This is a genomic window from Candidatus Cryosericum terrychapinii, assembly GCF_003570925.1.
Classification (GTDB): Bacteria; Caldisericota; Caldisericia; order Cryosericales; family Cryosericaceae; genus Cryosericum; species Cryosericum terrychapinii.
On sequence record NZ_QXIS01000035.1, the window covers coordinates 17,039 to 37,032 of the forward strand.

General features: G+C 53.0%; 15 protein-coding genes. 14 read left to right on the plus strand and 1 reads right to left on the minus strand.

Annotated elements, in window-relative coordinates; genetic code table 11:
* The first annotated feature begins 187 nt into the window (after positions 1 to 187).
* The 9 genes from SMC7_RS06935 to SMC7_RS06980 all read left to right on the plus strand — a co-directional run bounded on the left by SMC7_RS06935 (position 188) and on the right by SMC7_RS06980 (position 11,909).
* A complete protein-coding gene (locus tag SMC7_RS06935; RefSeq protein ID WP_119089626.1) occupies positions 188 to 2,272 on the plus strand; it encodes an ABC transporter substrate-binding protein in 2,085 nt (694 codons plus the stop codon).
* Between the two features lie 86 nt (positions 2,273 to 2,358).
* Positions 2,359 to 3,348, plus strand: coding sequence for an ABC transporter permease (locus tag SMC7_RS06940; protein WP_119089627.1), 990 nt, complete (start codon positions 2,359 to 2,361; stop codon positions 3,346 to 3,348).
* A 6-nt stretch (positions 3,349 to 3,354) separates the two neighbouring features.
* Positions 3,355 to 4,212: an ABC transporter permease gene (locus SMC7_RS06945; protein ID WP_119089628.1), complete on the plus strand. Its 858-nt coding sequence runs from the start codon at positions 3,355 to 3,357 to the stop codon at positions 4,210 to 4,212.
* 4 nt (positions 4,213 to 4,216) lie between these two features.
* Positions 4,217 to 5,170, plus strand: a complete 954-nt coding sequence (locus SMC7_RS06950; protein WP_119089629.1) for an ABC transporter ATP-binding protein — start codon at positions 4,217 to 4,219, stop codon at positions 5,168 to 5,170.
* Between the two features lie 5 nt (positions 5,171 to 5,175).
* Positions 5,176 to 6,120 (plus strand): ABC transporter ATP-binding protein, encoded by a 945-nt coding sequence (locus SMC7_RS06955; protein WP_119089630.1) that lies wholly within the window; start codon positions 5,176 to 5,178, stop codon positions 6,118 to 6,120.
* Positions 6,121 to 6,369: 249 nt separating this feature from the next.
* Positions 6,370 to 8,790, plus strand: a complete 2,421-nt coding sequence (locus SMC7_RS06965; RefSeq protein WP_243620320.1) for a glycoside hydrolase family 2 protein — start codon at positions 6,370 to 6,372, stop codon at positions 8,788 to 8,790.
* A 94-nt stretch (positions 8,791 to 8,884) separates the two neighbouring features.
* Complete coding sequence (locus tag SMC7_RS06970; RefSeq protein WP_119089633.1) at positions 8,885 to 10,228, plus strand: GH1 family beta-glucosidase; 1,344 nt, start codon at positions 8,885 to 8,887, stop codon at positions 10,226 to 10,228.
* 95 nt (positions 10,229 to 10,323) lie between these two features.
* Positions 10,324 to 11,328 (plus strand): carbohydrate kinase family protein, encoded by a 1,005-nt coding sequence (locus SMC7_RS06975; RefSeq protein ID WP_119089634.1) that lies wholly within the window; start codon positions 10,324 to 10,326, stop codon positions 11,326 to 11,328.
* Between the two features lie 32 nt (positions 11,329 to 11,360).
* Positions 11,361 to 11,909 carry a D-lyxose/D-mannose family sugar isomerase gene (locus tag SMC7_RS06980; protein ID WP_119089635.1) on the plus strand — a complete coding sequence of 183 codons (549 nt, stop codon included), beginning with the start codon at positions 11,361 to 11,363 and terminating at the stop codon, positions 11,907 to 11,909.
* A gap of 183 nt (positions 11,910 to 12,092) precedes the next feature.
* Here the strand turns inward: SMC7_RS06980 and SMC7_RS06985 are convergent, their stop codons facing one another.
* On the minus strand, positions 12,093 to 12,797 hold the full coding sequence (locus SMC7_RS06985) for an HAD family hydrolase (RefSeq protein WP_119089636.1): 705 nt from the start codon (positions 12,795 to 12,797) through the stop codon (positions 12,093 to 12,095).
* A 210-nt stretch (positions 12,798 to 13,007) separates the two neighbouring features.
* Here SMC7_RS06985 and SMC7_RS06990 point away from each other — a divergent pair, with 210 nt between their 5' ends.
* The 5 genes from SMC7_RS06990 (at position 13,008) to xylA (ending at position 19,944) form a co-directional block, all read left to right on the plus strand.
* Complete coding sequence (locus SMC7_RS06990) at positions 13,008 to 14,039, plus strand: galactose ABC transporter substrate-binding protein (RefSeq protein WP_119089637.1); 1,032 nt, start codon at positions 13,008 to 13,010, stop codon at positions 14,037 to 14,039.
* Between the two features lie 111 nt (positions 14,040 to 14,150).
* Positions 14,151 to 15,665 carry a sugar ABC transporter ATP-binding protein gene (locus tag SMC7_RS06995; RefSeq protein WP_119089638.1) on the plus strand — a complete coding sequence of 505 codons (1,515 nt, stop codon included), beginning with the start codon at positions 14,151 to 14,153 and terminating at the stop codon, positions 15,663 to 15,665.
* A gap of 13 nt (positions 15,666 to 15,678) precedes the next feature.
* On the plus strand, positions 15,679 to 16,710 hold the full coding sequence (gene mglC / locus SMC7_RS07000; protein ID WP_119089639.1) for a galactose/methyl galactoside ABC transporter permease MglC: 1,032 nt from the start codon (positions 15,679 to 15,681) through the stop codon (positions 16,708 to 16,710).
* 419 nt (positions 16,711 to 17,129) lie between these two features.
* Positions 17,130 to 18,608, plus strand: a complete 1,479-nt coding sequence (xylB, locus tag SMC7_RS07005; protein WP_119089660.1) for a xylulokinase — start codon at positions 17,130 to 17,132, stop codon at positions 18,606 to 18,608.
* 16 nt (positions 18,609 to 18,624) lie between these two features.
* Positions 18,625 to 19,944, plus strand: coding sequence for a xylose isomerase (xylA, locus tag SMC7_RS07010; protein ID WP_207798752.1), 1,320 nt, complete (start codon positions 18,625 to 18,627; stop codon positions 19,942 to 19,944).
* The last annotated feature ends 50 nt before the right edge of the window (positions 19,945 to 19,994 follow it).

Genomic DNA, 19,994 nt, shown 5'->3' on the forward strand with positions numbered 1-19,994 from the left:
CATGCGCGCCGTCGCGGTGAGGATGTTCCTAAACTTGACATTAATTCGGAACGTGCTATTAGAAAAGGAGGAGAGTCAATCATAGGCGAAAAGGGGGTGAAAGAAGGTTTTGCTTTTGCCTAAGGTTCTGTTGAGACAGAGAACAAAACGGGGACGTTCTGGTAAGAGATTTACAGGAGGTAACAAGATGAAGAAAGCACTAGTCATGCTGCTGGTTGCAGCATTGCTCGCTGGAACTCTGGGATTTACCCCTGTAAGAGCAGCTGAGGGTGTTATCGTCCAGGTAACGGTTGGAAGCACAAAAGCGACTATAAACGGCAAAGAGGTTGTTCTTGATCAGCCTCCTATTATAGAGAATGACAGAACACTTGTGCCATTCAGGTTTCTCGGGGAGGCAATCGGAGCCCAGGTAGCCTGGAATCCTACTAACAAGATGGTCAGTTACGCTTATGGGGACGTGAGCATTGTCCTCATCATTGGTTCAACAACTGCTGTTGTTAATGGCAAGCAGGTTACTCTTGATGTTGCACCCAAGATCCTTCCCACTAATAGAACAGTGGTTCCCCTGAGATTCGTTACTGAGAATATGGGGGCGAAGGTCGAGTGGAACGCTACGACAAGGATGGTCACGGTCACGGTGGCCCCAACACCTGTTGTATTCAAGCGATCAGAAACCCTGTACATGGCTGGAACGGCGTGGGGCCCACCGTCGAACTGGAATCCGTTCTCAAGCTATGTGACAGGAACGCTTGGTCTCTGCTACGAAACGCTATTCCTGTATGATCCTTTGACGGATGTGTTCAAGCCGTGGCTTGCTACAGGTGGACAATGGACCGATGCCATCACTTATGAGCTGAAGGTCCGGCAAGGCATCACATGGTCCGATGGCCAGCCCTTGACGGCTGACGATGTCAAGTTCACCTTTGAGCTTGGTCAAAAGACTGCGCTCAACTTCAGTAGCCTGTGGGGCTCGCTTGGCTCGATTACGAAGGTTGACAACTACACCTTGGACTTCAAGTTCAAAACTGCCCTCTATCAGGAATGGGACAACCGTCTGTACACTGTGCCAATAGTTCCACAGCATCTGTGGGCGAGCAAGAGCCTGACTGAGGTCGCTACCGGAGCCAACCAGAACCCTGTGGGCTCAGGCGCTTACTTGGCCTTTGCGTCTGACCAAAGTAAGATGGTCTGGACAAAGAACATCGGCTGGTGGGCAACCACGGCGCTCGGTCTATCGGTCGCTCCCAAGTACGTCATTGACCTCGTCAACAGCAGCAATGAAAACTCCCTTGGTCTGGTGCTCCAGGGGCAGGAAGATCTGAACAACAACTATTTGCCGGGTATCTCCACACTGCTGACTGGTGGTTACGCAATCCACACCTACTATCCGGCTGCCCCATACCATATCGCTGCCAACACAGCCTGGCTGGATGTCAACCTCCAGAAGAAGCCAATGGATGATGTGGCGTTCCGGAAGGCGCTTGCCTACGCAATCAATGTAGACGATATCGTCTCGAGGGATTACAACGACATGGTGCAGGCCTCCGACCCGACTGGCCTGCTCCCAGTCTGGAACAAGTATGTCGACCAGACCGTCGTCAGCAAGCTGGGCATCAGCTATGATCCCGCCAAGGCCAAGGCGGTGCTTGCCGCTGCCGGATACAAGGACGTCGATGGTGATGGATTTGTCGAAAACAAGGATGGCTCCAAGATCGCGCTGAAGATCATTGTGCCCAATGGATGGTCGGACTGGATGGCAGCAGTTCAGATGATCTCCAAGAGCGCCAAGGCCGTGGGGATCAACATCGTACCCGACTACCCGGACTACAACGGATACCTGGACGCGCGCTTGAAGGGGACGTTCGACTTGGCTATTGATAACCAACAACAGGTAAGCAACTCGCCCTGGAGTTACTACCATTTCATCTTCTATGACGATCTCAAGAACATTGAAACCACCCAGGGTGGCAACTACGGCAGGTACAACAACCAGGCCGCTTTTGATCTGGTGACCCAGCTGGACAAGGTCAAAACCGATGATCTGGCAGGTATGAAGGCCATCATCTCGAAACTGCAAACGATCCAGCTCACTGATCTGCCTATCATCCCGCTCTGGTATAACGGTATGTGGGCTCAGATGAACAGCACGTACTGGACGAAGTGGCCGTCTGCAGCAGCCAATGACAACCACTATCTGCCTGTTGCGTGGAACGGATACTGGAACATGACCGGCATCCTCATGCTCACTTCGTTGAAACCCGTAACACCGTAGGGGTCCAAGCATTCAACGCCCCCTCACCTCCAAAAGGGGAGGGGGCGCTTGTTGTTTGAGACTTTGTTTCACGGGAAGGAGGGACGATGCGGCGATACTTCGAAAGAAAACTGTTCATCTATATCCTGACGTTTGTCCTCGCAGTGACCATCGATTGGCTCATTCCACGCTTCATGCCCGGCAATCCGATTCAGATCCTCATTTCGAGGGCTGGTTTGAAGGCTGAATCTGCCAAACTCCTGTACTCCTATTACATGCGAGCCTTTGGATTAGATGTGCCCGTCTGGCGGCAGTACCTCAACTTCTGGATAGCGCTGTTTCATGGGGACTTTGGAATCAGCATATGGCTGTTCCCACAGCCGGTGATCCAGATCATCATGCGGGCTGTACCATTTGATGTTCTACTACTGCTCCCGGCAATTTTGCTAAGCTGGCTTGCGGGGAACAAATTCGGTGCTTACGCGGCGCGATCAAAGTGGCTCGATAACACCATATCACCACTCGGGTATATCCTGACGGCGACTCCCTATATGTGGCTCGGGATCATGCTGGGCTGGTTGTTTGGAGTCATTCTGCATGTTCTTCCGTTTTCAGGCGCGTACAGCTACTCAATGATGCCCAGTTTCTCCTGGGCCTTCGTTGGGAGTCTCCTGCAACATTGGATTCTGCCCTTCGCCTCCCTATTTCTGGTAATGTTCGGCGGCTGGGCGATTGGGATGCGGAACATGATCATTTATGAACTCGAAGCGGATTATTCGCACTATCTCGAAGCGCTCGGGGCGCCAAGGAAACTGGTCAGGAATTATGCGTTCCGCAACGCACTCCTTCCTCAGATCACCGGGCTGGCACTTCAGCTGGGTGTCATCGTCGGAGGAGCTCTCGTCACAGAGATAGTGTTTTCATACCCCGGAATCGGGTACTTGACTCTTCAGGCGATTCAGAATCATGATTTCTTCCTGCTCCAAGGGTGTTTCCTTTTTGTCATCATCGGCGTCTTGCTTGCCAATTTTGCTATTGATATCGCCTATGTTCTTCTGGACCCCCGAACGCGTGCTGGGATGCAAGGGGAAGGGTGAAGCAATATGCCGCAACCTAGGAAGAAGAACGAAATACTTTACTTTGTCCTACGGAACGCCAAGCTCCGTATTGGCGTAGCTGTCGTGTTCCTCTTTGTGGTGCTGGCACTCGTTGGCCCGCTGCTGACAAAATACCAGCCAAGAGATTACGTGGCTCCGGGTGTTCAACCACCATCATCTGAGTTCTGGTTCGGGACCACAAGCTTTGGGGAGGATGTCTTTACGCAGTTTGTGTACGGTCTCAGGGCAACGTTCATTGTAGGCCTCATAGGTGGAGGATTGGGGACCCTAATTGGCATTCTCATTGGTTTTATTGCTGGCTATCGGGGTGGTATTGTTGATGAGATACTCAATATGTTCACCAATATTGTTCTGGTGGTTCCATCGCTGGTCGTCCTTCTTATCATAGCCGCCTATCTTGAAGTGAGAGGCCTCCTGTTCGAAAGCGTCTTTATTGGATTCTTTGCCTGGCCTTGGGCGGCTCGAGCCATCCGTTCCCAAACCTTCTCATTGCGTTCCAGGGATTTTGTCGATCTGGCCCGTCTGAGCGGTATGAAGCCACTCAAAATCATCATCACGGAGATTGCGCCGAACATGATGTCCTATTTGCTGCTGGTCTTCATCCTTCAGTTTGGTGGGGCGATCCTCACAGCTGCCACGCTGGATTTCATCGGCCTGGGTCCAACGAATGGTGTTTCACTGGGTCTCATGATGAACAACGCTGTCATCTACGGTGCCCTCATTCTTCGCATGTGGTGGTGGTTCATTCCACCGGGCCTCGCGATCACAGCTATCGTGGGAGGCCTGTATATCACGAACGTTGGGCTGGACGAAATCTTTAACCCCAAACTCAGGGAGATGTGAACACATGAGCTTGCAAGTAGAGAACCTCACGGTCTACTACCAGACCCTGAAAGGCGACGTCCATGCACTCGAGGGTGCATCGTTCGGCATCGTGGATGGAGAAATCATGGGGCTGGCTGGCGAATCGGGCTGCGGAAAAACCACTTTTGGTCAAAGCCTGATCTTCTTGCACCCCCCCATGAAACTTGTCAAGGGTAGGGTGACACTCGACAATGTGGAGCTGCCGATCGGGGACATGGAGAGAATGAACGACTTTCGGTTCAAGAAGATCTCCATCGTCCCGCAATACGCCATGAATGCGATGAACCCGACGCGGAAGATCGGGAAGATGACAGCTGAATTGCTCATGTCGAGAAACGTGGACTTCCAGACTCTCCTGCCTGAGCTGAAGAGGCGGCTGGATCTGGTCAAACTGTCATACGACGTGTTGAACATGTACCCCATAGAGCTTTCCGGCGGCATGAAGCAGAGAATGGTGATGGTCCTGTCTACTCTATTGAACCCTTCACTGCTCATCGCTGACGAGATTACGTCGGCACTCGATGTATCCAGTCAGAAGGCTGTTGCAGAGATGCTGGTGGAGTTTCGGAACAAGGGATACTGCAAGAGCGTCATTGTCATCACGCATGACATCTCAGTACTGTATGAGATCGCCGACACTATCCTGATCATGTATGCAGGGCAATTAGCGGAGAAAGCCTCCAGCGACATCATCATGTTTGCTCCCCTGCATCCATATACGAAGATGCTGATATCAACGCTGCCCGAAGTTGGAGTGAGGTATGCCGACAAGCGACTCACGGGCATTCCCGGAGGACCGCCATTGTTGCTGAATCCTCCCGTGGGATGCCGGTTCAGGGAACGGTGCCCCCTAGCCTTTGAGAAATGCATTGAGGCGCCACCGTTCATCGAAACCGGGAAGAACCACTTTGTTGCGTGCTGGAAGGCAGGTGCCTGAGGGGAATGCTCAAACTCGATGGAGTGTCGAAGGTCTATAAGGTTGGAACGTTCGGAGGGAAGAGACTCCTCGCAGTAAACAATGTCAGCTTCGATGTGCAGGACAGTGAAGTCGTCTCACTCATAGGCGAGAGTGGAAGCGGGAAAACCACAATAGGGAAGATGATCCTGCATCTCGCCTCGATAAGCTCGGGCACGATCAGACTGGACGGGGTTGATGTTTCCAAGCTCAAGGGGAACGCACTCAAGGAGTACTATCGGAAGGTCCAGGGTGTCTTTCAGGACCCGTTCAGTTCCTACAACCCGATCTTCAAGGCCGATCGGATCTTCAGAACGATCAGAGAAGAGTTCTTCCCTGGGATCGATGGCGGCGAATGGAACACGAAGATAGACAGTTCGTTGAGGGCCGTTGGCCTCAACCCCGACGAGGTCGTGAACAAGTTTCCCCACCAGCTGAGCGGTGGACAGCTGCAGCGCTTTCTCATCGCGCGTGCTCTGCTGCTCGACGTTCAGGTTCTCGTAGCGGATGAGATCATCAGCATGCTTGATGCATCCACGCGAGTGGGTGTTCTCAACTTGCTTGCAGAGCTCAAGTCCCGCGGTCTGTCCATCCTTTTCATAACCCACGACCTCTCGCTGGGCTACTACATAAGCGAGAAATCGGTGATCCTCTACAGGGGATGTGTCGTAGAGATGGGCCCGACAGAGCAGGTCTACCATCATCCGCTGCATCCGTATACGAAGATGCTCATGACCTGTGTTCCACGGGTGGGGACGAAATGGGAATGCAGAGACATAGAAGAGACGAACCTGATAGCAGAGCATTCAGGGCCCTCCAGTGGCTGTGCCTACTATGACAGGTGTTCCCAGGCCGGCAAAGAGAGAGATTGTGGCACATCACCATCGTTGGTGGAGGCAGAACCCGGTCACTTCGTTGCGTGCTGGCACTAGAGGAAGGAGAAATCGTTGAAACAGGAGAGGCGAAGGCTCTGTCTATGCATCCGAACCCCCTCCTGCTAAGGAGTTCACTAAGCACGCTCCGAAACCGAATGAGTCTTGGCGTGTATCATACATTGGCTGCAATTGGCCTGATAGGGGAATATTCGCACGAGTTTCTTTTCGATTTGAGGCATTTGACATTTTTCGGAGATGCATAGTGGAACAAGGTAAGGGGACTGCAAAGAGGTGATGTAGTTGATAGTGGCTCTGGAAGGAAAATGGCAGATAAATGATGATGAAGGCGAATATGCATTCGCTGGGAATGTGCCTGGAACGGTACAGGGAGACCTTGTCCGGCAGGAATTGGTGCCGCATCCATATGTGGGTCTGAATGAAGAATACATGCGAGATCTCGAGAATAGGTCCTGGACCTATGTCAAAGAGTTCGAAATGGATGACTTGCCGACAGAGGAGAATGTGGAACTGGTCTTTGAAGGTGTAGATACGCTTTCGGATATTCGCCTGAACGGAAGATACCTTGGCAGTACAGAGGACATGTTCCTGGAGTACAGATTCGACATCAAAGATGTGCTCAAGATAGGGAAAAATGTACTGGAAGTGCACATTAAGTCTCCGGTAAAAGAAGCGAGGACTCTTGAACGAGCATACGGCCAGCTCGGAGCCGCAGAAGAATCCATAAGGACCTACATCAGAAAAGCCCAGTATTCATATGGCTGGGATTGGGGTATTCGTCTGCCAACTTCGGGAATCTGGAGACCCGTCTATGTAGAGTCCTATAGCAGAGCAAGGTTGACGGGATGCACGGCGTACTTGGGAGAGAAGCACGACAGAAATGGAATGGTTAGAGTTTCAGGATATATTGTATCCAGCGCAGGGGTCGGTGACCCTCAGAACTATAGGGTAGAAGTAAGGGTAGATGACGCAGTCATTTCAGAGTTTCCCATAGAACGTGTCGGGAATGGAGTGCAGTTCGAAGGCACGTTCCCCTTGGAAAATATCCGCCTATGGTTCCCAAATGGCCTGGGCGAACAATATCTGTATGCGTTTGAGTTCACATTGAAGTACGAAGGTGTCGATGTATGCAGCGAAAAGACGAAGGTAGGCCTACGCACTGTCAAGTTGACGAGAGAAGAGGATGCTGAAGGCGAATCATTCATATTTACTGTCAATGACAAACATGTATTTGCAAAGGGCGCGAATTGGATACCAGCCGACAGCATCTTGACCTGGATAAGACCGGAGGACTACAGTAGACTTCTTCATATGGCAAGAGACGCGAACATGAACATGCTGAGAGTATGGGGTGGAGGGATATACGAAGACAAGCAGTTCTATGCCCTATGTGATGAACTTGGAATAATGGTATGGCAGGACTTCATGTTCGCCTCTGCTGAATACCCCGATCATCTCGAATGGTTTAGACGGCTGAGCAATGAGGAAGTTAGAGAGACAGTCAGGAAATTGCGTTATCATGCGAGTATCGTCTTGTGGTGTGGAAACAATGAGAACAATTGGGGATTCGATGAATGGCCAATGATGACGCACGAGGTCAACGGCGAACATCCAGGTAACAGACTATATCTGCACGATTTTCCTATGATATGTGCTCAGGAAGATCCCTCGAGACCCTATTGGCCTTCCAGCCCATATGGGGGAGATAGGGCGAATTCGGCCAAATATGGCGATCATCATGTGTGGAATGTCTGGTCAGCCTGGGCGGATTATAGGAGCTATGGTAACGACAACGGCAGATTCATCAGCGAATTCGGGTTCCAGTCTGCGCCTCATTCAAGAACCATTGACTTCTTTGCCAGGAAGGAAGAGCAAGACATCCTTGGCCGTGTTGTACTGAACCACAACAAACAAGTTGACGGGCAAGAAAGGATACTCCGTTTCATCAACTCTCACTTTGGCTTGACGACGGAATTCGACGCTTTTGCCTATCTTTCACAGCTCAATCAGGCAGAAGCCATGAAGTTTGGCGTAGAACATTGGAGAGCGAGGAAATACCGGACGGCAGGCACGCTTTACTGGCAGTACAATGATAGCTGGCCTGTGTTCAGTTGGTCATCTGTCGACTACTTCAAGAGGCCCAAAGCCCTGTACTACTATACGAAGAAATTCTACGCCGATATCTTGCCCATAGCACACTACGAACGTTCAGACCGGGCTGTCAGAGTCATGGTTGTGAATGATCGATATGAAGACAAGATCGTGAACATGTTGCTGGAGATCTGGGATACTGGAGGAAAACAGATCTGGGAGAAGAAGTACGAAGGGCTGCAGATTCTAAGAGATTCTGTTTCTACGATTGACATCGTCAATGTGGATGAGATGCCCATGAAGACGCTATCCAATATGGTGATGCATGTTTCAGTACGATGTGATGAACAAGAATACGAGAACTACCTTCTGTTTGATGATTTCAGGAACATGCATTTGGCGGATCCAGAGGTATCTTACGTCAGAGAAGGCGACAGTCTGGTATTCCAGTGCATACGACCGGCGTTTGGCGTTCATATAGTTACCGAAGAAGAATGTGTCCCTTCGGATGATTTCTTTACGTTGGTGCCCTCGGCAAGTAAGAGGGTAACATGCTCTTCGAACAGGATAGAGGTAAGAAGCCTGTACAATTACCTGAACAAAGCCCGCGAGAACTAGGGCATTCGGTATGGGCATATTCTCTCAAAGGCATGGGTGAATACGGTTTCGAGCAATGAAGACGGCGTCCAACCAATATTACGCGGAGGCTAAAATGGTAAGCTTCAAAAAGGATTTCGTGTTTGGCGTGGCGACATCATCCTATCAAATCGAGGGAGCGGCCGCAGAAGACGGCAGGACCCCTTCTATCTGGGATACGTTCTGCAGGACGCCGGGCAATGTCTATGAAGGGCAGACCGGCGACATCGCCTGTGATGACTATCACCGGTACAGAGAAGATGTCGGAATATTGCGGGGGCTGGGAGTCGATTCATACAGGTTCTCGATTTCGTGGTCCAGGGTGTTCCCGGCATATGGGGTCTACAACCCCAAGGGGATGGAGTTCTACAAGAACCTGATACGCGAACTGAAACAGAATGGCATAGAGCCCATGGTCACTCTTTATCACTGGGATTTGCCGATGTGGGCTTACGAGCGAGGAGGATGGCTGAATAGAGAGTCAGTCACATGGTTCAAAGAATACGCTACAAAAGTGTTTGAGGAACTCAATGACTCCGTGAAGTCCTGGATAACCCACAATGAGCCATTCTGCGCGTCGATCCTGGGATATGACTTAGGAATTCATGCGCCTGGTCACAAGAATCTGGGAGAAGCCCTAATTGCAGCTCACCACATCTTACTTTCTCATGGAGTTGCAGTTGAGGCATTCAGGGAATGTGGTCTCAAAGACAGCAAAATCGGAATAACGCTCAATCTGACGCCCTCATATCCTGCGTCCAATTCCAAGGAAGACGTGGAGGCAGCTTCCAGATCTGATGGATTGTCTAACAGGTGGTTTCTGGATCCTGTTTTCAGGTCCTCCTACCCCGAGGATATGAAGGAAGCACTTGGCAGGTTTGCGGGCGGGTTTGACTTTATAAAGGATGGAGATCTACAGACGATATCGGCCAGGAATGATTTTCTGGGAGTCAACTACTACACACGTGTTCAAACTAAGTTTGTTCAGGACTCAGGGTTGAACTACCAGGACGTTCAGGGGAACCTGAAGAAGAACGTTACCGCAATGGGTTGGGAGATTTGTCCAGAAGCCCTGTACGATCTTGTCCTGAGGTTGAGGAGGGAATACACACGGGTGCCCATCTACATTACGGAGAATGGTGCTGCGTTTGACGATGTCCTTTCCCAGGGAAAGCGGGTGCATGATACTGAACGCATAGACTACATCAAAGGGCATCTGAGGAAGATAGCTGGGGCAAACGAGCAAGGGGCAGACGTACGCGGGTACTATCTGTGGTCACTGCTCGACAATTTTGAGTGGGCATATGGCTACTCGAAGAAATTCGGGATCGTGCATGTCGACTTCGAGACTCAGGAGAGATCCCTGAAGGACAGTGCGTTGTGGTACAGAGACACTATCAGCAGCAGGACCATTGAGTAGAATGCTGCATTGTTCCCCCTGCTTTTGCATCTCCGCCCGATCGGCGTGCTGACAAGCATGCTGGAGGTCAACAGTATGACTGACGGAGCATCAACATGCTGAAACCCGTTCTCTGTGGAGGAGAAATCCTGCTTGATTTTCTTTCAAAGGATATGGGCAAAGGACTTGCCGATAGTATCTTCTTTGAAAAGAGGCCCGGGGGTTCTATTTTCAATGTTGCTGTCGGTCTAAGAAGACTGGGAGTCCCAGCTTCTCTGTTGACGAAACTTGGAGGCGATGAGTTTAGTCAAGGGCTGATGAGTGTCATCACGGAAGAGAAGATCAATACTGAATGCCTGATGAGAGATCCCGACCTGAAGACGACTCTCGCCTTCGTGGCGCTGAACAAAGAAGGAAAGCCCGAGTTCAGGTTCTACAGAGAGAATGCGGCCGACACCAGGTTGACTGTCTCCGAAGTCGAACGCATAGATCCTCAAGACTATTCCATGTACCATTTTGGCTCAATCGCCTTGCTTGAGAAACCGGCCTCGGATGCGTATCTGGAGCTATTGAATGTGTTTCGTGCGGAGAAAGTACTCACTTCTTTTGATCCCAACATAAGGCCGTCTCTAATAAATGATAGACGATCGTTTCTGGACATGTTCTACAGGATATCCGAAATGGTTGACATCATGAAGCTGAGTGATGATGATCTGGAATACATTACCGGCCTGACAGATGTAAGAGAGGGTTTGAGGATGCTACCAAACAGAGCGAATGCTCTGACCCTTGTTACTCTTGGCAAGAATGGAGCTATAGCCTCTTACAAGGGTCAATCCAGACATGTCCCTACGTTCAACAGAGTAAGAGTCAAAGACACAACTGGCTGCGGAGACGCTTTCATGGCGGCAATCATATCTGGATTGTTGAACAGTGGCAGCTTGACGACCCTTTCGATGTCAAAACTGACAGATATTGTGACCTTCGCAAATGCTGCAGCTACGATTGTTGGTACACGCTATGGAGCAGCCAATGCCATGCCGCGTCCTCGAGAAGTCGGCAGGTTCCTCTCTGTTCACCAGAATGACAATGTGCAGGATGGCGCATCAGAGCGACCGTAAGAGGAAATTGGTGAACGCGAGGAGGTATCGCAGTGATAACAAGAAGTCAAGTGAAGAAGGTACAGGACCGAGCTGTCGAACTATACGTGCAGGCAGGTATTGTCCTGACACCCAGTGAGAAGGCAACCATCGAAGTTGCCGAGTTCGGTCTGGATGACCTTGAGCATCAGGGGCTGGAACTCGTAGTGTACATAAACATGGACCGGTATTGCGCAAAGGAAATGACCTTGTTTCCCGGTCAGACTTGTCCGGAACATAAACATCCGCCAATGGAGGACAGGCCGGGGAAGATGGAGACCTTCCGTTGCAGATGGGGAAAGGTTTGGCTGTACGTCGAGGGAGAGCCCGTGAGTCATCTGAAGGCGACGGTGCCAAAAGGAAGCGAGGCATACTACACAGTGCTCCACGAAGTCGAGCTGCTTCCCGGCCACCAGTATACCATTCCTCCGAACACTCTCCATTGGTTCCAATCAGGTCCCGAGGGGGCAGTCATCTCAGAATTCTCCAGTACGAGTACCGATGAGAATGATGTTTTCACTGATCCACGCATCAAGAGAATGCCAGAGATCATAGAAGATTGAGCGCCGCGTAGCGTCGTAGAAGACTGAACAATGTGGAGGTCAAGAAATGAGAGCGGGCATCTTCTCGCATGAATGCAGAGGGAAGGTGTTCCGTGGTCTGCCCGACCTCGATGTACGGTGCATCATTGTGGCAGGGAGCGGTGTGTTCGCTATGACGGCGTACTGCGTCGTTCGCCTCCAGACTCAGTAATTCGCCATAACCCAGCGCTCGAAGCCGAGGCCGTCGGAGATGTGGTCCGCCCCCGATGACGCCGCATCGCCGATAACGTAGTCGGTCACGAGGTAGGTCTCGATGCCGACCAGACGTGCTGACATATCTTCAGTGCAATCGTTGCCCACCACGAGCGCTTGGGCGGGATCGACGTTCATGATGGTAGCAACGTGCTGCCAGTATGCCGCATTGGGCTTGCAGTAGCCGCAATTTTCCATCGTGCTGACATACTCGAACGTATCCGGAGAGAATCCAGCCCATGCCAGCCTCTTGTACGTAGCCAGCTGTGGGAAGATGGGATTGGTGGTCAGCAGGATGCGGTATCCCCTTTCGCGCAAGTACACGACACTTCGGTAGAGGGGCTCGTTGCGTCTCATGACGTCATGGACGTTGTCGAAGGTCGTCGCGTAGAACTCCATGATGCGGTCCCAGACGGCCTGCTGGTCGACGCCACGGTACAAGGCCTCGAACTCTCTCCTGAACTTCACCAGGTTACAGCTGCCCGGGCTTGTGTCTGCCTGCATGCGCGCCGTCGCGGTGAGGATGTTCCTGGCCAGTCCCTCCGCGGGCAGGAGGCCGTGCAAAGCATGTGTAAGCTCACCAAAATACGCGTGCATGAAGTCGTTTTCGTTTGCGGCCAGCAGTGTACCATCAAGGTCGAACAGAAAGGTCTTCATTCAGTACTCTCCTCACGTGGCTAATAACCCGGGAGAGTATACCAGTGATTTCCGACGTTCTCATGATGATTCTGAAACGTGCATTCCAAGAACGGCGTAACCGTCAGTGTGCGAACTGTTGACTTTCTTGCGAATACTTCTACGATTCGTTATGTGACATTAATATTGTTGCGTTTGTGGTAGCGCCAATCTTGACAAGGAGGATTGACAATGAAGAAGATCGTAATGCTGTTTCTCGTTGCTGCGCTTGTTCTCTCGGTCGGCGGTTGCGCGAAGAAGGCTGTTGTAACCCCGAAAATCGGTGTGGCCATCTACAAGTTCGATGATACCTTCATGTCCTATGTCCGCAACCAGATTCAATCTGCTGCAAATGGCAAGATCCTGCTGTCTGTCCAGGACAGCCAGTACGACCAGCCGAAGCAGAATGACCAGGTTGACCAGTTCCTTGTAGAGGGCGACACTGCTCTCGCCATCAACATGGTTGACCCATCTGCCGTGTCCGTCATTATCGACAAGTGCAAGACCAAGAATGTTCCGCTTGTTCTCTTCAACCGTGAGCCCGTTGCAGCTGACATGGCGGCATGGGACAAGGTCTACTACGTTGGAGCCAAGGCGCAGCAGTCTGGCACCTATCAGGGTGAGATCGTCGCTGAGTACTGGAAGGCTCATCCAGAAGCAGATCTCAACAAAGATGGCATTCTTCAGTACGTTATGCTGATGGGTGACCCGTCCAACACCGATGCGAAGTACCGCACCGAGTTCTCCATTAAGGCCATTGAAGCAGCAGGAATCAAGGTCCAGAAGCTCGCCGAAGACACTGCCATGTGGGACCGCGTCAAGGGGCAGGAAAAGATGGCTGCCTTCCTGACTGCCAACGCGGGCAAGATCGAAGTCGTCCTCGCCAACAACGATGACATGGGGCTCGGCGCAATCGAAGCTCTCAAGGCTGCTGGCTACTTCAAGAATGGCAAGTACATGCCTGTTGTCAGTGTCGATGCTACACCGCCTGCTCTTGATGCTTTGGCGCAGGGCACTCTTCTGGGAACCGTCCTGAACGACGCAGTGAAGCAGGGTCAGGCTACCTTTGATCTCGCGTACGCGCTTGCTACAGGCGCAGAGGTCAAGTCCGACGTGGCCCCACTTGCTCTGGCCGATGGAACAGTCGATTCAACCGGGAAGTACATCTGGGTTCCGTACGTGAAGGTTACGAAGGACAACTACAAGGACTTCCTCGCGAAATAGTGGTGCTCGACTTCCAAGGAAAAGCTTGATTTCCTTGTAGACAGAGGAGGGCGTGCGCGCTAAGGTGTACGCCCTCCGTCTGTATATTTCTGCTACGGAGGTGTCCTCTCGATGAGCAGCAGCGAATATGTTCTGGAGATGCGTAACATCTCCAAAAACTTCCCCGGGGTGAAAGCCCTCGACGATGTTACGCTGAAGGTGGCTCCTGGAACGGTTCATGCGATAGTAGGCGAAAACGGAGCCGGCAAGTCGACCCTGATGAAGTGCGTATTCGGGCTTTATACGGCCGATGATGGGGAAGTGATCCTGAACGGTCAGCCGGTCTCGTTCGCCAGCACCAAGCAGGCTCTCGATGCGGGTATCGCCATGATTCAGCAGGAACTTTTACCCGTTCTACAGCGGAGCGTCATGGAAAACTTCTGGCTGGGTCGCTTTCCCGAGAAGAACTACGGAATCATCAAAATCGTCGATGAGAAGAAGATGTACGCCGACTGCAAGGCGGTTTTTGACGACCTTAGGCTGAATATTGATCCAGCGACCAAAGTGTTCAACCTGTCGGCTTCGAAGATCCAGTCCATGGAGATTGCGCAGGCAGTCTCCCACCATTCAAAAGTCATAATCATGGATGAGCCGACATCGTCTCTTACTGAGAACGAAGTGGAGCATCTCTTTACGATCATAAGGAAACTGAAGGACCAAGGTATCGCCATTGTCTATATCTCCCACAGGATAGAGGAGATTTTCGAAATCTCGGATGAAGTTACTATCATGCGTGACGGTAAGTGTGTTGGTACCTATCCTACCAAGCAACTTACTCCCGAGTTTGTCATCAAACAAATGGTGGGCCGTACGTTGACAAACATGTTTCCTCCGCGGGAGAATACGCCGGACGGTGTTGTTCTGAAGGTCGAAAACCTTACATCGGTGACTGAACACTCCTTCAGGGACATAACGTTTGACGTGAAGAAGGGTGAGATCTTCGGTATCGGCGGCCTTGTCGGTGCGCAGCGGAGTGAACTGGTCGAAGCCCTGTTTGGGCTGCGCAGCGTCAAGAGCGGCACGGTCAGTATTGATGGCAAGAAGGTTGTCATTACGAGCCCGATCCAGGCTAAACAATACAAGATGGCGCTCCTGACCGAAGAGCGGCGGGCGACTGGTATCTTCCCAGTGCTTTCTGTGCTGGACAATACGATCATGGCAAGCATTGGCCGGTATGTGCACAAGTCTGGTCTTCTTGACGAGAAAACGGGCAGGCGTGATGCGGGGAAGATTATTGACACGCTCAGGGTCAAAACGCCTTCATTGGCGACCCTCATCGAGAACCTCTCAGGCGGAAACCAGCAGAAGGTTATCGTTGCACGATGGTTGCTTACGCAGCCAGATATTCTGATCCTCGATGAACCGACGCGCGGGATCGACGTCGGGACCAAGTACGAGATCTATTCGATCATTGCTGACCTTGCGAAGAAGGGTAAGACGATCATCATGATTTCCTCGGAAATGCCCGAGCTCATCGGGATGTCCGACCGCATCATGGTCATGTGCGAAGGCAGGGTCACCGGCATTCTTGATGGAAAAGAAGCGACGCAGGAGCGCATCATGACGCTCGCGACGCAGCTCATGTAACAGGGAGACGAACATGAAGAATCCTGCATCGACAAGTTGGAGCAAGCGTATCAATGCGCGTTCCATCCGTGAGTTCGCGACGAAGAATGCTATCATTCTGGTACTTGCGGCACTGGTTCTTGTCATCGGCATTGTCAAGAACGGCTTCCTGACGCCGGACAATCTCGTCAACATCATGAGGATTTCCTCGGTCCGTCTCATCATCGCACTTGGAGCCGCCGGTGTCCTGATTAGTGGCGGTGTCGACCTTTCTGCAGGGCGTACCGTCGGTCTTGCTGCGGTTGTTGCGGCGTCGCTCGCCCAGCGTCCAGACTATGCAAGCAAGATCTTTCCAAACCTTCCATACATGTGGGTCATCGTCCCGATCCTTGCAGGCATCGCCGCCGGACTCCTTGTAGGTATCATCAACGGGCTTGCCATTGCGTATCTGAAGGTCCCGCCTTTCATCGCAACCCTTGGTACAATGGTCATCGTCTGGGGCGCCGCATCGCTCTATGTCGACCGGCCGCCGCTGGGCGCACAGCCTATTGGTGGACTCCGGACCGACTTCACTAACCTGGGGACCGGATCGGTCGGATTCATGCCGACGATCATCCTGATTGCACTCATCGTTTATTGCATCTACTGGGTCATGCTGAACAAGACTCAGCTCGGCAAGAACATCTATGCGATTGGCGGCAACCTCAACGCCGCTATCGTTTCGGGTGTCAATGTCAAGAAAAACCTCGTCACCCTGTACGCCATTGCCGGTATGCTTTACGGGCTCGGTGGTGTCCTCCTCTCGGCCCGTTCGGGCGGCGCGACGAACAACTATGGTCAGAGCTACGAGTTGGATGCCATCGCGGCATCAGTGATAGGTGGTGTCTCGAACATGGGTGGTATCGGAACGGTTGCCGGTGTCCTCACTGGTGTCCTGATCTTCGAGGTCCTCAACAATGGACTCGTGGTCCTGGGCATTTCGGCCTATTGGCAGCAGGTTGTCAAGGGTGTCATCATCGTCGCGGCAGTCGCGGTCGACATTCGGAAATACAGCAAGAAACGGTAGTCCTCACGGTTTGCCGAAGAAGCAGAGCCCGGCCGCTCGGCCGGGTTTTTTTGTGTTTATCGTCCAGCGGCAATCAGCAGAAAGTCGTCGCTGTCCATAGCCAGTAGTGTGCCGTCAAGGTCGAACAGAAAGGCCTTCATCCAGTACTCCCCTCTCGTGGCTAAGAACCCGGGAGAGGATACCAGCGATTTCTGGTGTTCCCATGATGATTGTGAAATACGCTTTCCAAGCTGCGTGCAACCGCCAGCGTGCGAACTGTTGACTTTCCTGTGAAACCTTCTAGGATTGTTAATACAATATTAGGAACAGATTGGCTGCATTGATTGCGCGTCTGGAATCGCTGTTGAAATGCGAAGTCTGACCTGCACATGATTGTGAACGGGGCGTGCAGTGGGTAGGAGCGAGATGGGATGGTAGAGATGAAGGAATGCATTATTGGTATCGACGCGGGGACAGCATCCGTTAAGGGACTGCTGGTCGATGCATCCGGCACCATTGTCGCAACAGCCTCGGCCCCGATTCATCTGTCGACGCCGCGCCCCGGCTGGGCTGAGCAGAGCCCGGAAGACTGGTGGAAGGCGACCATTCAGGTCCTGGACACACTTACCGTCGATCGCAATCTCGAGATCCTCGCCGTGTCGATATCCGGACAGATGCACAGTCTCGTGCCGCTCGATGCGGCCGGTGACGTCGTGCGCCCCGCCATCCTGTGGTGTGATCAGCGCACCCAGCACGAGTGCGACGAGCTGACCGAGGCCTGCGGTGGCGAGCAGGAAGTCATTAAGGTATTCGGCAACCCAGTGCTGACAGGATTCACCGCGCCAAAGCTGCTGTGGCTGCGCGCCAACGAACCTGACAACTTTGCCCGCATCGCGCGGTTCTGCCTGCCCAAAGACTACCTCGTCCTGAAGTTGACCGGCCGGCTCGCCATTGAAGCTTCCGATGCGTCTGGCACGTCACTCTACCGCGTGCGCGAGGGTGTGTGGGACGATCACATCCTCGATGTCCTGACGGTCCGGCGTTCGATGCTGCCGGACTTGGTGGGTGTCGGTTCGGTCATCGGAGCGATCACCTGCCCGGACCTGCCTCGGCTCAATGGTGTTCCGGTCGTCGCCGGAGGAGCGGACAATGCGGCGTCAGCGTTCGGGTGCGGTGTCGAGAAGCCTGGCGATACAGTCGTCAGTCTGGGGACCAGCGGGACAGTTGTGGCCGTTACCGCCACTCCGAACCCGGATCTCACGGGTCGGGTGCACCTGTTCAGTCATGTCACCAAGGACTGCTACTATCACATGGCGGTCATCCTTTCGGCTGCGGGAGCGCTTGACTGGTTCCGACAGCGCTTCGCTCAGAACCTTTCCTATGGTCGTATTGAGGAGATGGTCGGACAGAGCCCGGTGGGCAGCAACGGTGTCCTCTTCCTTCCGTATCTCAACGGAGAGCGTACGCCGCACCGCGACCCTGACGCCAGGGGCGTCTTGTACGGTATGAGCTCGTTCAACAGCCAGGGGGACATGTTGCGTGCTGTCCACGAAGGCGTCGTCTTCGCATTGCGAGAGGGAGCTGAGAGCATCGCTGATATGGGGACGCCGATGACCAATGTGCGTGTCGTTGGCGGAGGTTCGCGCTCACACGTCTGGTGCCAGATGCTGGCGGACAACCTCGGGACGCCCGTCTGGAGCCCCTTGGTGGACGAGGGCGCAGCGTATGGGTCGGCGCGCCTCGCAGCCAACGCGGCAGGCATTGACACGACCGGATGGGTGAAGCTAGTCGAGCGCTACGAGCCGGATGAGGAGAAAGGTCGCCTGTATACTCCCTGGTTTACGGAGTACAAGGAACTCTATCAAGCATTGCGAGAACGTTTCAAGACATCTGCCCGGCTAGTGGAACGGCGCAGCTAACCAGAAGGAGACCATCATGATATTCGACGACATTACTGTGATAGGCTACGAGGGACCAGGATCAACAAACCCGCTTGCCTTCAAATATTACAAGGCAGACGAGGTCGTCCTCGGCCGCACGATGGCCGACTGGACGCGGTTCGCCGCCGCTTACTGGCACACGCTGGGTGCCGATGGCACCGACATGTTCGGCTGGGGGACCATGCAGCGTCCATGGACGACGATCAGTGACCCCATGGAAAAGGCGAAAGTCAAAGTCGACGCCATCTTCGAGTTCTGTGAGAAGCTCGGCATCCCGTTCTTCTGCTTTCACGACCGCGACATTGCCCCCGAAGGGGATACCTTGCGGGAAACCAACCGCAACTTGGATGTCATCGTTGGACTGATTGAAGACCACATGAAGACCAGCCGTGTCCGTCTGCTGTGGGGCACCGCCAACATGTTCAGCAACCCCCGCTTTGTCCACGGCGTGGCCAGCTCCTGCAACGCCGACATCTTTGCGTTCGCCGCCGGCCAGGTCAAGCATATGCTGGAGGTCAGCAAGCGGCTCGGCGGACAGAACTATGTCTTCTGGGGTGGCCGCGAGGGGTACGAGACTCTGCTCAACACAAACAATGGTCTGGAGCAGGACAATATGGCGCGATTCTTCCACATGGCCGTCGACTACGCCGACAAGATCGGGTTCACAGGGCAGTTCCTCATCGAGCCCAAGGCCTTCGAGCCGTCGAAGCACCAATATGATTTCGATGCCGCGAACGCACTTGCCTTCCTGCGCGGCTACGACCTCGACCCCTTCTTCAAGTTCAATATCGAAGCCAACCACGCGACCCTTGCCGGTCACACTTTCCAGCATGAGTTGCGCTACTGTCGCATCAACGGGAAATTGGGCAGCGTCGACGCCAACCAGGGCGACCCCCTTCTTGGCTGGGATATAGACCAGATGCCGACTGATGCGTATACCTCCACACTCGCGATGATGGAAGTCATCAAGAATGGCGGCCTTCAGCCGGGCGGACTGAACTTCGACGCCAAGGTGCGCCGCGCCTCCTTCGAGCTCGACGACCTGTTCATGGGGCATGTAGCCGGCATGGACACCTTCGCTCTAGGTCTGAGAGCGGCTGCAAGGCTCATTGAAAGTGGCGAACTGGACAGATTTGTCGAACAGCGGTATGCATCCTATGCTACAGGTATCGGCAAGGAAATCGTGGATGGCAGGGCGGACTTTGCAAGCCTTGAAGCTTATATCCTCGACAAACAGCCAGCGCCCAGCCATTCGGGCCGGCAGGAGTACCTGGAAACGCTCGTGACGCAGGCAATCGTGAACTGCCTGCATTAGGACGAGGTCCCGCCACAAGAGTGACGGGACGAACCAGCCCTCTTGGGGTT

What these genes read in the sequence shown, in the direction of transcription:
- SMC7_RS06935 (WP_119089626.1), top strand. Translation starts at nt 188, where the DNA reads ATGAAGAAAGCACTAGTCATGCTGCTGGTTGCAGCATTGCTCGCTGGA.
- SMC7_RS06940 (WP_119089627.1), top strand. Translation starts at nt 2,359, where the DNA reads ATGCGGCGATACTTCGAAAGAAAACTGTTCATCTATATCCTGACGTTT.
- SMC7_RS06945 (WP_119089628.1), top strand. Translation starts at nt 3,355, where the DNA reads ATGCCGCAACCTAGGAAGAAGAACGAAATACTTTACTTTGTCCTACGG.
- SMC7_RS06950 (WP_119089629.1), top strand. Translation starts at nt 4,217, where the DNA reads ATGAGCTTGCAAGTAGAGAACCTCACGGTCTACTACCAGACCCTGAAA.
- SMC7_RS06955 (WP_119089630.1), top strand. Translation starts at nt 5,176, where the DNA reads ATGCTCAAACTCGATGGAGTGTCGAAGGTCTATAAGGTTGGAACGTTC.
- SMC7_RS06970 (WP_119089633.1), top strand. Translation starts at nt 8,885, where the DNA reads ATGGTAAGCTTCAAAAAGGATTTCGTGTTTGGCGTGGCGACATCATCC.
- SMC7_RS06975 (WP_119089634.1), top strand. Translation starts at nt 10,324, where the DNA reads ATGCTGAAACCCGTTCTCTGTGGAGGAGAAATCCTGCTTGATTTTCTT.
- SMC7_RS06985 (WP_119089636.1), bottom strand. Translation starts at nt 12,797, where the DNA reads ATGAAGACCTTTCTGTTCGACCTTGATGGTACACTGCTGGCCGCAAAC.
- SMC7_RS06990 (WP_119089637.1), top strand. Translation starts at nt 13,008, where the DNA reads ATGAAGAAGATCGTAATGCTGTTTCTCGTTGCTGCGCTTGTTCTCTCG.
- SMC7_RS06995 (WP_119089638.1), top strand. Translation starts at nt 14,151, where the DNA reads ATGAGCAGCAGCGAATATGTTCTGGAGATGCGTAACATCTCCAAAAAC.
- mglC (WP_119089639.1), top strand. Translation starts at nt 15,679, where the DNA reads ATGAAGAATCCTGCATCGACAAGTTGGAGCAAGCGTATCAATGCGCGT.
- xylB (WP_119089660.1), top strand. Translation starts at nt 17,130, where the DNA reads ATGAAGGAATGCATTATTGGTATCGACGCGGGGACAGCATCCGTTAAG.
- xylA (WP_207798752.1), top strand. Translation starts at nt 18,625, where the DNA reads ATGATATTCGACGACATTACTGTGATAGGCTACGAGGGACCAGGATCA.